Annotated in this window: 10 protein-coding genes; 4 read left to right on the top strand and 6 right to left on the bottom strand. The window is 62.6% G+C overall.

Going from position 1 to position 13,054, the window contains the following annotated elements; all coding sequences use genetic code 11:
- The first annotated feature begins 6 nt into the window (after window positions 1-6).
- Together N4G42_RS09580 and N4G42_RS09575 are read left to right on the top strand one after the other, a co-directional pair.
- On the top strand, window positions 7-2,958 hold the full coding sequence (locus N4G42_RS09580) for an EAL domain-containing protein (protein WP_146872344.1): 2,952 nt from the start codon (window positions 7-9) through the stop codon (window positions 2,956-2,958).
- A 188-nt stretch (window positions 2,959-3,146) separates the two neighbouring features.
- Window positions 3,147-5,378 (top strand): EAL domain-containing protein, encoded by a 2,232-nt coding sequence (locus N4G42_RS09575; RefSeq protein WP_146872343.1) that lies wholly within the window; start codon window positions 3,147-3,149, stop codon window positions 5,376-5,378.
- 62 nt (window positions 5,379-5,440) lie between these two features.
- Here N4G42_RS09575 and glmM read toward each other — a convergent pair whose 3' ends face one another.
- From glmM to N4G42_RS09555, 4 genes are all read right to left on the bottom strand, one after another.
- Window positions 5,441-6,775, bottom strand: coding sequence for a phosphoglucosamine mutase (gene glmM, locus N4G42_RS09570; RefSeq protein ID WP_116749507.1), 1,335 nt, complete (start codon window positions 6,773-6,775; stop codon window positions 5,441-5,443).
- Window positions 6,776-6,865: 90 nt separating this feature from the next.
- Window positions 6,866-7,696 carry a dihydropteroate synthase gene (gene folP / locus N4G42_RS09565; protein WP_260666981.1) on the bottom strand — a complete coding sequence of 277 codons (831 nt, stop codon included), beginning with the start codon at window positions 7,694-7,696 and terminating at the stop codon, window positions 6,866-6,868.
- A gap of 123 nt (window positions 7,697-7,819) precedes the next feature.
- Complete coding sequence (gene ftsH, locus N4G42_RS09560; RefSeq protein ID WP_056067227.1) at window positions 7,820-9,739, bottom strand: ATP-dependent zinc metalloprotease FtsH; 1,920 nt, start codon at window positions 9,737-9,739, stop codon at window positions 7,820-7,822.
- Window positions 9,740-9,910: 171 nt separating this feature from the next.
- Entirely contained in the window at window positions 9,911-10,576 is a 666-nt protein-coding gene (locus tag N4G42_RS09555) for an RlmE family RNA methyltransferase (RefSeq protein ID WP_056067225.1), read from the bottom strand.
- 105 nt (window positions 10,577-10,681) lie between these two features.
- Here N4G42_RS09555 and N4G42_RS09550 point away from each other — a divergent pair, with 105 nt between their 5' ends.
- Together N4G42_RS09550 and N4G42_RS09545 are read left to right on the top strand one after the other, a co-directional pair.
- A complete protein-coding gene (locus tag N4G42_RS09550; protein WP_056067223.1) occupies window positions 10,682-11,155 on the top strand; it encodes a YhbY family RNA-binding protein in 474 nt (157 codons plus the stop codon).
- 44 nt (window positions 11,156-11,199) lie between these two features.
- On the top strand, window positions 11,200-11,931 hold the full coding sequence (locus tag N4G42_RS09545) for a glycosyltransferase (protein WP_369804336.1): 732 nt from the start codon (window positions 11,200-11,202) through the stop codon (window positions 11,929-11,931).
- Between the two features lie 79 nt (window positions 11,932-12,010).
- Here N4G42_RS09545 and N4G42_RS09540 read toward each other — a convergent pair whose 3' ends face one another.
- Window positions 12,011-12,457 (bottom strand): DUF4149 domain-containing protein, encoded by a 447-nt coding sequence (locus tag N4G42_RS09540; RefSeq protein ID WP_056743714.1) that lies wholly within the window; start codon window positions 12,455-12,457, stop codon window positions 12,011-12,013.
- Window positions 12,458-12,485: 28 nt separating this feature from the next.
- Window positions 12,486-12,962: a transcription elongation factor GreA gene (gene greA, locus N4G42_RS09535; protein WP_056067220.1), complete on the bottom strand. Its 477-nt coding sequence runs from the start codon at window positions 12,960-12,962 to the stop codon at window positions 12,486-12,488.
- Between the last annotated feature and the right edge of the window lie 92 nt (window positions 12,963-13,054).

Genomic DNA, 13,054 nt, shown 5'->3' with positions numbered 1-13,054 from the left:
TCCGCCGTGCCGTCCCCCGCCCTGCCCCCCACACGCAGCCCCATCGCAGCCTTTGTGGCTGTGTTTGTGCTGGCAGCCGCCTGCGCTGGTGCTTTGATCTGGACGCTGGAACGCCAGGAACGTGCGCAGCAGCGCACCCAAGCCGCCGATGTGGCGGGCGATCATGTCCAGGCCCTGCAGCGCGCCATCGAGTTGGCACTGTCGGCCAACAACACTTTGGTGGCGCTGGTGCGCCAGGGCCACGGGAACGTTCCCCAGTTCGAAGAAATCGGCGTGCAGATGCTGCCTTTCTACCCGGGCATCGCGGCCATGGGCCTGTCCCCGGGAGGGGTAGTGCAGCAGGTTGTTCCCCGTGCAGGCAACGAAAATTCGATTGGTTTTGACCAGCTCAACGACCCCCGCCAAGGGGCGGAGTCCGCGCGTGCCCGCGAGTCCGGCGTGTTGACGCTGGCGGGGCCCATGGAGCTGGTCCAGGGCGGCCTGGGCGTCGTGGGGCGCCAACCGGTGTACCTGGAAGATGACCTGGGGCGCCGGAGCTTCTGGGGTTTTACTTACGTCACCATCCGTCTGCCCGAGGTGCTGGCCACCGCCCGGTTGCCCCAGCTCAAGGAACGGGGTTTTCACTATCGATTGTGGCGTGTCCGCCCGGATAACAACCAGGAGCAGACCATCGCGACGTCTGACCCTCCGCCCACCGGTGACGCTGTTGGCCGGTCCCTGACCCTGCCCAATGGCCAGTGGACGCTCAGCCTGACACCCGCCAAGGGATGGGGCGCGCCAGGTGTGCTGGCTCTGCGCTGTGCCTTGGGCTTGCTGTTTGCGTTGCTGATGGGCTACCTGGCGCGCTTGCTGGTCGAATTGAAGGTGCACGAGCGCGGTCTGGCGACACAGGTGGCCCAGCGGACCTCCGAGATCCAGGCCACACAGCAGCAGCTGCGCGCCACCATCGATGCAATTCCCGATCCGTTGTTTGAAATCGACCAGGACGGCCGCTATTGCAGCGTGCACAGCCCTCGTGCCGAGTTGCTCATGGGCCCTGCTGAGCAATTGATCGGCCGCAATGTCACCGAGGTGTTACCTGCCCTGGCTGCACTGACGGTGATGGATGTGCTCAATGAAGCGCAATCCCAGGGATGGTCCACTGGACGCCAGATCATGCTGGACCTGCCTGGCCTGGGGGCCACCTGGTTCGAACTTTCTGCGGCCCGCAAGGCGGGATCAGCGGGAGGAAAACCCAGGTTCATCGTGCTGTCCCGCGACATTTCAGAACGCAAGCGGTCGCAAGAACAACTGCAGTTGACGGCCCAGGTGTTTGACCAGAGCGGCGAGGCCATCGTGATTGCCGATGCGGCCCAGACCATCGTGCGCATCAACCGGGCATTCAGCCGCATCACCGGCTACTCCGAAGCGGAGGCCGTAGGTCAGTCGATGCGCCTGCTCACGGTGGCAGAGTCCACCCGAGACTTCGACGCCGACCTGGTGTACACCCATCTCACCAAAGAAGGGCACTGGGAAGGCGAAGCCTGGGGCCGCCGCAAGGACGGATCGACCTACCCCCAGTGGCTGTCCGTCAGCCGCGTGCGCGATGGCAATGGCAGCACCACCCACTCCATCACGCTGTTCCGCGACATCACCCTGCAACGCGAGGCTCAGGACCGCATCCAGCGCCTCGCGCATTTCGACCCCCTCACTGACCTGCCCAACCGTGCGCTCCTGGCAGAGCGCGCCCAACGCCACATCGAACAAGAGCAAGCGCGGGGCGGAACGCTGGCCTTGCTGTTCCTGGACCTGGACCACTTCAAGAACGTCAACGACTCGCTGGGGCACCGCATTGGCGACATCCTGCTGGTGGCAGTAGCGCGACGGCTGGAGTCCCTGCTGGGCACACAGGACACCGTATCGCGCCTGGGAGGGGATGAATTTTTGCTGCTGCTACCCGCTGCCTCGGCCCTGCAGGCGGCCGACGTAGCCAACCGTTTGCTGATGGCCGTGGCGCAGCCGTTTCAGGTGGAGCCTTACGAACTCACCACCACCCTGTCCGTAGGCATTGCCATGTATCCGGCGGACGGAGACTCGTTCGACACCCTGTACCAGCGCGCTGATGCCGCCATGTACCGTGCCAAGCAAAGCGGGCGCAACCGCTTTGGCTTTTTCACCGCCGACCTTGAGGCGCGGACTGCCCGAGCCTTACAGATCGAAAACGCACTGCGCCGGGCACTGGAACGCAACCAGTTCGAGCTGCACTACCAACCCCAGGTGTCGCTCACCACGCGCCAAGTAGTCGGTGCCGAGGCGCTGCTGCGCTGGAGCCACCCTGAGCTGGGCATGGTGTCCCCGGCGGAGTTCATCCCCGTGGCAGAAAGCAGCGGCATGATCGTCGCAATTGGCGAGTGGGTGCTGAACACTGCCGTGCATGACGCCAAGCGCTGGCTGGACCTTCAATTGCCACTGCGGGCTGTGTCAGTCAATCTGTCGGCGGTGCAGTTCCGCCACCCCCAGTTGCCCGAGATGGTGACACGCTGCCTGCAACAAGCCGGACTGCCTGCGCGTCGGCTGGAGCTGGAGCTGACCGAGGGGGCTGCGGTAGACGACCCCGCTGCTGCACTGGCCATGATGGACCAATTGCATGACCGGGGCGTCCGGCTGTCGATGGATGACTTTGGCACGGGATATTCGTCGTTGAGCTACCTCAAGCGCTTCCAGATCTACAAGCTCAAGATCGACCAGTCGTTTGTGCGCGACCTGGACGACGACGCCAATGACCGCGCCATTGTCAGCGCCATCATCCGCATGGCGCAGGCCTTGGGCATGCAAACGACCGCCGAGGGGGTGGAGACCGATGGCCAGCTGGAGTTTCTGCGCGCGCAGGGCTGCGACGAAGGCCAGGGTTACCTGTTCAGTCGCCCCCTGGCAGCCGATGCCTTTGAGGCCTATCTGCGGGAACACTTGGGACGCTAAAAACGCCGGGCAACGCGTCTCTGCACCCTCTCGCGCCAGAGCTCCTGGCGACTGCACTTGCATCAGCCGTACGGCAGAACCTGCAGCGCAGTACCTGAGGCATACCCTCAAACGGCTTGTAAGCTGCCGCTGCTACACTTTGGCACAATTTTCTGAGGCCGTCTGGCCCTGCCGCCTGTTCTGGTCTTATGTATTCGCTGTTCAGCACTCCGCCCTCGCAGCGCGCCGGAGTGCCCCCTGACACCCCCCTGCAACGCACCTTGCGTGAACAACAAACCCTCCTGGACAGCGCGGGAGTGGGTATCGTGTTCCTGCGCCAGCGCAGCGTGGTGCGCTGCAACCAGCGGTATGCCGAAATTTTCGGCTATGCCAGCCCCGCCCACTTGGTAGGGCTCAACACCGAAGCCTTCTATCCAGACCGGGATGCATTCCGCGACCTCGGGCGCACGGCTTATCCCGCGCTGGCCCAGGGGCAGTCATTCCGGATTGAACGCCAGTTGCGTCGTCAGGGCGGCACACTATTCTGGGGCAGCCTCACGGGGCGCCTGATCAATCCGCACGACACCGGAGAAGGCTCGATCTGGATCGTGGACGACATCGATGAGCAAAAGCGTGCCCACGCCGCGCTGAATGCTGCTGTGCGGGAAAAGCAGTTGCTGTTTGACAGCGCGATGGTCGGCATCGTCTTTCTGCGAGACCGGCATCTGACCCGCTGCAACCACCATTTTGAGCAGATGCTGGGCTTTGATCCGGGCGAACTCATTGGCAGCTCGTCGCGTCGCTGGTACGCCAGCGATGCTGCCTGGCAAGAAGTGGGCGACCGCTGCTACCCCTCGCTGGTGGCCGGACAGTCGTACGAGGGCGAGGTGGAGCTATGCCGCAAGGACGGCACCCCTGTGATTTGCGAAGTACGCAGCAAATGCATCGATCCCGCCGACCCTGCCCAGGGGACCATCTGGATCACCATGGACATCACCGACCGCAAACGCGCGCAGGCGGTGCTGGCCCAGGCCCATGAGGAGCTGGAGCGGCAGGTGCAAGACCGCACGCGCGAGCTGCGCGAGACAGTGGAAAACCTGCACCGTGAAATCAATGACCGCAAGGCCGACCAAGAGCGCATTTACTGGTTGGCCCACTACGATGCGTTGACCGGTCTGCCCAACCGTGCCCTGCTGGCAGAACGTGCGCAGCAGGCCATTCGGGTGGCGCAGGAGAACCAGACGCCGCTGGCCGTCATCTTCCTGGACCTGGATCACTTCAAGCATGTGAACGACTCTCTGGGCCACCGGGTGGGCGATGTGCTGCTGGTCGAAATTGCCAAGCGCCTGCGTGCGGTGGTGCGCGACAAGGACACGGTGTCGCGCCTGGGAGGGGATGAGTTCATCCTGCTTCTGCCAGGCGCCGACGCGCGGGGTGCAGCCAGGGTCGCCAGCAAGTTGCAGGAGGCATCCCGTCAGCCGTACCAGATCGATCACCACGAGCTGACCATGGCCCCGTCGATGGGCATTGCGCTGTTCCCCCAGGACGGACACGATTTCGATACTTTGACCCAGTCGGCAGACGTGGCCATGTACCGCGCCAAGCTGGACGGACGCAACACCTTTCGCTTCTTTACCCCCGAGATGCAGGCCCAGTCGGTACGGGCCCTGCAGCTCGAAAACGCATTGCGCCGTGCGCTGGAGCGCGAACAGTTCCACCTGCACTACCAGCCACAGATGAACCTGGCCACGGGTACTGTGCGCAGTGTGGAAGCCCTGCTGCGCTGGCAACACCCCCAGCTCGGTGCGATTTCTCCGGGAGAGTTCATCCCCATCGCCGAAGACAGCGGCCAGATTCTGCAGATCGGCGAGTGGGTGCTGCGCACAGCGCTGGCCCAGCTCAAGGCATGGCGCAGCTGCGGGTTTCCCGAACTCACAATGGCAGTGAACCTGTCAGCCATTCAATTTCGCCAGCCACAGCTGCCAGAGCTGGTGAGCCGGGTGCTCGCGGAGTTTGACCTGCCCCCCGATTCGCTGGAACTGGAACTGACGGAGGGGGTGGCAGTGGACGACCCCCATGCGGCGGTGGCCACCATGGACCAGTTGCACGCGCGTGGAGTGCGGATGTCGATGGACGACTTCGGCACGGGCTATTCGTCACTCAGCCAACTCAAGCGGTTCCAGATCTTCAAGCTCAAGATCGATCAATCCTTTGTGCGCGACTTGGGCAACGACAGCAACGACCGCGCCATCGTCAGCGCCATCATCCGCATGGCGCAGGCGCTGGGCATGCGTACTACCGCCGAAGGTGTGGAAACCGAGGGGCAACTGGCATTTTTACACGAACAAGGTTGCGACGAAGCGCAGGGCTACCACTTCAGCACGCCACTGCCCGCGGAGCAGCTGGAACGCTTCATGCGGCAACACACACCAGCACACTGAGCGGCCTCAAGACCCCTTCCAGCGCGACGGACGCTGCTGCACTCCGCCGATAGACCAAGACCTCAACCCGCGCGGGCTGCGTCGGCCAGGCGCTGAGCACAAGAGCTGGCCAACTGCGCGTCGCGCGCCTCCACCATCACACGCAGCAGAGGCTCGGTCCCACTGGCGCGGATCAGTACGCGGCCCGAGGAGCCCAACTGCTGCTCCACCGCCTGCGTGGCCTCTGCCAGTAAACGGTTGGCCTTCCAGTCCTGCCCTGGCGCCAGTCGGACGTTGAGCAAGACCTGCGGGTAGAGCGTAATGCCTGCCAGCAGCTGCGCCAGCGTGCGGCCACTGCGCACACAAGCCTGCAGCACCTGCAGGGCACTGACCAAACCGTCGCCGGTGGTGTGTCGGTCCAGGGCCAGCAGATGCCCGGACCCCTCCCCGCCCAACACCCAGTGGTGGCGCGCCAGTTCTTCCAGTACGTACCGATCACCGACCTTGGCGCGTACAAACTTCACTCCCTTGGCTAGTAGCGCCACCTCTACCGCCATGTTGGTCATCAGCGTACCCACCACGCCAGGCACGTGCTCGTCACGGCCCATGCGGTCTGCGGCCATCAGGTACAGCAGTTCGTCACCGTTGTACAGCCGCCCAGTGGCGTCCACAATCTGCAGCCGGTCTGCATCCCCATCCAGGGCAATGCCATAGTCGGCACGGTTCGCGCGCACAGCGCGCACCAACGCGTCGGGGTGTGTCGCACCGACCTCGTGGTTGATGTTGAGGCCGTCGGGTGCGCAGCCAATCGACAGCACTTCCGCACCCAGCTCGTGGAATACCTTGGGCGCCACCTGATAGGCGGCTCCGTGGGCAGCGTCCACCACAATCTTCAGGCCCTTGAGCGTCAGGTCCTGGGGAAACGTGCTCTTGCAAAACTCGATGTAGCGCCCGGCCGCATCATCCAGGCGCCGGGCCTTGCCCAGGCTGGCCGAATCGACCCAGACGGGTGGTTCGGCCAGTGCGGCTTCCACCGCCAGCTCCCAGGCGTCCGACAGCTTGGTGCCTTGCGCGCTGAAGAACTTGATGCCGTTGTCAGGGTAGGCGTTATGGCTGGCGCTGATGACCACGCCCAGACTGGCGCGCTGGGCGCGGGTCAGGTAAGCCACGCCTGGCGTGGGCAACGGCCCCAGCAGCACTACATCCACCCCTGCCGAGTTGAAGCCAGACTCCAGCGCGCTTTCAAGCATGTAGCCAGAGATGCGGGTGTCCTTGCCGATCAACACTGTGGGCCGCTCTTCCGTGCGGCGTAACACGCGACCCACAGCATGGGCAAGGCGCAGCACAAAATCCGGTGTGATGGGCGGCTGCCCCACAGTGCCGCGAATGCCGTCGGTTCCAAAGTATTGGCGTGTCATGTTCTGGCGTCTCCTCGTACGGATCTCAGTATGTTGTTGTCAAAGGCGAGGACTTGGTGCCCAACTACCTGCTCTCGAATCACTGGCCTCTCAGCCAGATCGCTGCATCGCAGACCACACTGCCAGTGCCGCCACCGTCTCGCGTACATCGTGCACACGCACTACCGACGCGCCCCGCTCCACCGCGAGCAAGGCGGCGGCCACACTGGGTACCATGCGTTGGCTCACCTCCAGCCCTGTGATCGTGCCCAGCGATGACTTGCGCGACCATCCCGCCAGCAGCGGGTAGCCAGCGGCCAATAGCTCGGACTGTCGTGCCAGCAACGCAAAGTTCTGTTCCACCGTTTTGCCGAACCCAATGCCCGCATCCAGCAGGATACGAGCCTTTTCGACCCCAAGCGCTAGTAGATTATGCGCCTGCAGCTGCAAAAATGATAGCACCTGGGGCACCACATCCCCCCCCATAGGCGCCTGCTGCATGGTCTGCGGGTCGCGGTGCATATGCATCAGGCACACACCACACTGCGGGTGCGCAGCCACCGCTGCCGCAGCTCCTGGCTGTCGCAGGGCCCAGATGTCGTTGACGATGTCAGCCCCCAGATCCAGCACAGCACGCATGACCTCCGGCTTGTAGGTGTCCACCGAAATCGGGACATCCAGCGCCACAGCCTCACGCACCAAGGGAACGACGCGAGACAGCTCCTCATCCAGCGGCACAGCAGGGCTGCCCGGGCGGGTGGACTCACCACCGATATCCAGGATATCTGCGCCCTCTTTCAACAGCTGTTCGCAATGCCGTAGCGCAGCAACCGTGGAGCCATGGCGCCCACCATCGGAGAAAGAATCAGGAGTGACGTTGACGATGCCCATGACCTGGGGACGGACCAAGTCAATTGCGAAGCGAGAGGTTTGCCAGATCATGCCGATCACACCCGTGCAGATTTCGAAATAGCGGCTCGACAAAGCATTCCGCAAGAAAAAACGATGGTCCCCATGAAAAACGGGGCACAAGGCCCCGTTCAAACGGCTGGACCGCGAGCCCGGTCAGGCTGCCGTCGGTGCAGTATCCGTGGCTACAGCTGGAGTGCCGCCACTGGAGTTATCACCACCAGAGGGAGGGGTGCGTGGCGTCCAGTCCTTGGGAGGACGAGGTTCCTTGCCCGCCATGATGTCGTCCAATTGCTCGGTATCGATGGTTTCCCATTCGAGCAAGGCCTTGGCCATGGCGTGCATCTTGTCACTGTTCTCTTCGATCAGGCGGCGGGCGAGGTTGTACTGCTCGTCGATGATGCGGCGCACTTCCATGTCCACCTTTTCCATGGTCTGTTCGCTCATGGTGGTGGTCTTGGTGACCGAGCGGCCCAGGAACACTTCGCCTTCGTTCTCGGCGTAAACCATCGGCCCCAGGGCATCGGTCATGCCGTAGCGCGTGACCATGTCGCGGGCGATGTGGGTCGCGCGCTCGAAGTCGTTGCTGGCGCCGGTGGTCATCTGGTTCATGAACACTTCTTCGGCAATGCGGCCACCGAACAGCATGCTGATCTGGTTGAGCATGTATTCGCGGTCATAGCTGTAACGGTCCTGCGCGGGCAGGCTCATCGTCACGCCCAGAGCACGGCCGCGGGGAATGATGGTGACCTTGTGCACGGGGTCGCACTTGGGCAGCAACTTGCCGATCAGCGCATGGCCTGACTCGTGGTAAGCCGTGTTGCGGCGTTCTTCCTCGGGCATGACCATACTCTTGCGCTCGGGGCCCATGAGGATCTTGTCCTTGGCCTTCTCGAAGTCCTGCATCTCCACGGTGCGCGCATTGCGGCGGGCAGCCATCAGGGCGGCTTCATTACACAGATTGGCCAAGTCGGCACCACTCATGCCGGGGGTACCACGGGCGATGATGCCAGGCGCCACATCCTGACCAATCGGGATCTTGCGCATGTGCACGTTCAGGATCTGCTCGCGGCCACGGATGTCGGGCAGCGTCACATACACCTGGCGGTCAAAACGGCCAGGACGCAGCAGGGCGGCGTCCAGAATGTCAGGGCGGTTGGTGGCGGCCACCACGATGACGCCCAGGTTGGTTTCAAAGCCGTCCATCTCGACCAGCATCTGGTTCAAGGTCTGCTCGCGCTCGTCGTTGCCACCGCCCAGGCCAGCGCCACGCTGGCGGCCCACCGCGTCGATTTCATCGATGAAGATGATGCAGGGAGCATTCTTCTTGGCGTTGTCGAACATGTCGCGCACGCGCGCCGCGCCCACGCCAACGAACATTTCCACGAAGTCGGAGCCGGAGATGCTGAAGAACGGCACCTTGGCTTCGCCAGCGATGGACTTGGCCAGCAGGGTCTTGCCAGTGCCGGGAGGCCCCACCAGCAGCAGGCCACGGGGAATACGGCCGCCGAGCTTCTGGAACTTTTGTGGGTCTTTGAGGAAGTCCACCACTTCCTTGACTTCTTCCTTGGCCTCGTCGCAGCCGGCCACGTCAGCGAACGTGACCTGGTTGTTGTTCTCGTCCAGCATGCGAGCCTTGCTCTTGCCAAAGCTGAACGCGCCGCCCTTGCCGCCACCTTGCATCTGGCGCATGAAGTACACCCACACGCCAATCAACAGCAACATGGGCCCCCAGCTGACCAGGAGGGTCATGAGCAAGGAGCCTTCCTCACGAGGCTTCACGTCGAACTTGACGTTGTGATTCAGCAGGTCACCCACCAGACCACGGTCCAGCACCGAAGCGTTTGTGCGGATCTTGCGATCATCGGTGGTGACCGCAACAATCTCGCCACCGCTCAGCCCTTCGGGAATGGTGGCGCTTTTGATGCGGTTGTTGCGGACTTCGTCCAGAAACTCGGAATACCCGACGTGGCCTGCACTGGCGCCGCTGCGAGTGTCAAACTGCTTGAACACCGTGAACAGCACCATGGCAATGACCAGCCATACGGCAATTTTTGAAAACCACTGATTGTTCAAGCGGGGCTCCAGTTGCAGGGAACAGAAAACGGACACACTGCCGTCATGGCACGCATGTGCGGCCCATTTTAGGTCTTTCAAGCCACGGGACCAGCTCTATTCCCCCTCACGCCCATGGAATCAGCACGGGCTTTGCAGCCAAAGTTCACGGATTCTTGACCTGAGGCAAGCCTAGACAGGCTGCTTTTTCAGCCCCATGCCCACCAGGAAGGTTTCTGACGACTTGTCGCGCGACGCCTTGGGTTTCAAGGGTTTGACGACCTTGAAGGTCTGCTTGAACAGTGTGACCAGATCGCTGTATCCGCTGCCATGGAACAGCTTGACCACCAGGGCGCCTTCCGGTTTCAAATGGTTGCACGCAAAATCCACAGCCAACTCCACCAAATGCGCAATCCGTGCTGCATCGGCCGACTCGATGCCCGACAGGTTGGGCGCCATGTCAGACACCACCACGTCCACCACCCGGCCGTCGAGCGCCTGCTCCAGGCGCTCCAGCACCTCGGGCTCGCGAAAGTCTCCGTTCAAGTAGGTAACGCCTTCAATGGGGTCCATGGGCAGAATGTCCAACGCAATGATCACCCCGTTGAGCTGCCCCGCAGCGGCGCCAGCGGGCGACATGCGCCTGCGCAGATACTGGCTCCACGCCCCCGGTGTGGAGCCCAGGTCGACCACCGTATAACCAGGCTTGATGAGGCCCAGTTGCTCGTCAATCTCCTTGAGCTTGTAGGCGGCACGGGCGCGGTAACCCTCCTTCTGTGCCAATTTGACATAGGTGTCGTTCACGTGGTCGTTAAGCCACGCCTTGTTCACCTTCTTGCTCTGGGTTTTGACTTTCATATGGCGGTATTGTCTCTCGACAATCGCTGTAGCTGGTGACTTGAAAGCCTTGCCGCACTTGGGAGGTGGAGTCACCCCACCACGGGCCGCAGACATAATACGGGTATGCCCCAAATTCAACTGACTCCTGCCGAGCGCCGGGAACAACGCGCCAATGCCCACCACTTGGACCCCGTGGTCCTGATCGGCGGCGATGGCCTCACCCCTGCCGTGAAGAAGGAAATCGACGCCGCCCTCAACGCCCATGGCCTGATCAAGGTGCGTGTTTTCAACGACGACCGCGTGGCGCGCGAGCTGATGTACCAGGAGCTGACCGCCGAACTCAACGCTGCACCCATTCAGCACATCGGCAAACTGCTGGTGCTGTGGCGGCCCCAGCCTGTCAAAGAGCGAACCATCGACGAAGACCGGATGCCCGGCCCACGCGATGTCAAGGTGCTGAAGTACAGCAAACGGGGTGGTCAGCGCCCCGAGATCAAGCAGTTGCGTGTGCTCGGCAACCAGCGCCTCACGTCAGGCGGCCAAATCAAGCGCGCCAAGCCCAAGCAAAAATCCATCAAGAAGCGCCAGGCTGACTGATGACCGCTGAAGCAGCATCTGCAACCATTGCAGCACCTGCCGGCATGGCGCCGACGCGCCACATCCTCTGCATGAAATGGGGCACGAAATACGGCCCCGAATACGTCAACCGGCTGTACGCCATGGTGCGCCGGCATCTGAGCGGAGACTTCCGTTTTGTCTGCCTCACCGATGACAGCACCGGAATCCGTAGCGAAGTGCAATGCCTGCCCATTCCTGCACTGGATCTACCGCCCGGCATTCCCGAGCGGGGCTGGACCAAGCTGGCCACGTTCAGCGCAGACTTGCATGGCCTGCGGGGCACCGCCCTGTTTCTGGACGTGGATGTGGTCGTCACCGGCAGCCTGGATGATTTTTTCACCCAGCCCGGCGAATTCCTGATCATTCACGACTACAAACGCCCATGGCGCATCACGGGAAACTCGTCGGTCTACCGCTTCGAGCTTGGCGCCCATCCTGATGTGCTGGCGTATTTTCGCGAACACTTCGCGGAGATCCGCGCACAGTTTCGCAACGAACAGGCCTACCTGTCCGACTTCTTGCACAAGCAGGGCAAGCTGCAATACTGGCCCGCTGCATGGTGCCCCAGTTTCAAGTACCACGGGATACCGCCGTGGCCCACCAATTACTGGCGCGCACCGTTTGTGCCCGAAGGCGCACGCATCGTGATTTTTCATGGGGAATGCAATCCCCCGGATGCGCTGGCGGGGAGGCGCAACCGCCGCTTCCGCTACATCCGCCCAGCTACCTGGGTGGCGGAACACTGGCACGAATAGGCGCGGCGGCGGGCAGGCTTGTCCTCGAAAGAAAAGTCCACGCCGCAGTAGGTCTGTCAGCGAGTCGCTTGCCTGACCGTCAATCGCTGGCGGACCGCTCTTCCACTGCCGTGTGCGCTCCTGGCCGAAGCGTTTGCCAGAACACTGCCAAGGCGCAGCCCCATTGCACCGCGTACATCACTGTTCCCACGCTGTGCCACAGACGCAAGTCCTGCCGGGCCACAATGCGGGGCGCCACACCAAACTGGTTGAGCAACGCCAGCAACAGGCCGCCCAGAACGAACAGCATGGCAGCGCGTGCCCACGGATATTGGGTCACCCCATGCCGAGGTCTGGACAGCAGCAGCAGCACCACACAGCACACCACAGCCACCCAGGTTTGCGCCGCAAACAGCCGGGCCGCCATCTGTCCCGCCAGGGAAGGGGATGGCAGATAGGCGAACAACAGCGGCACCACCAAAAAGCCGATGGTGGTAAGACTGCCCCACCACAAGGCCGCCACCAGAACGGGAAGTCGCGGGCGCATGCCCAGCCACATGGCAGCCATCACACCATCACTGGTAGCTGACCGCCACCACTTCATAACGGCGGATGCCACCGGGGGCCTGCACCTCAGCGGTGTCGCCCTCCTCCTTGCCAATGAGGGCACGCGCGATGGGGCTGGAAATATTGATCAGGCCTCGCTTGAGGTCCGCCTCGTCTTCCCCGACGATCTGGTATTTCACCGTGTCGCCCGACTCTTCGTCCTCCAGCTCGACCGTGGCACCAAACACCACCTTGCCGCCACCATCCACCGCGCTGGGGTCGATGACCTGGGCCACCGAGAGCTTGCCCTCGATCTCCTGAATGCGGCCTTCGATAAAGCCCTGGCGGTCCTTGGCTGCGTCGTAATCGGCGTTTTCACTCAGGTCGCCCTGCGCACGCGCTTCGGCAATGGCCGAGATCACAGCGGGACGCTCCACGGTCTTGAGTCGGTGCAGCTCTTCCTTGAGCATTTCGGCGCCGCGTTTGGTAATTGGAATGGTGGCCATGAGATTGAGTCTCCACAAGTCAAAACGGTGAAAGTGCAATGCACTTCCACCGATCTGTCGCCACGCTGCGCCCCGCAAAACACTGGCGGGTG

The sequence above is a fragment of the Acidovorax sp. K2F genome, assembly GCF_025246485.1.
GTDB classification, from domain to species: domain Bacteria; phylum Pseudomonadota; class Gammaproteobacteria; order Burkholderiales; family Burkholderiaceae_C; genus Acidovorax; species Acidovorax delafieldii.
This window is presented reverse-complemented; position numbering and strand designations above follow the sequence as displayed.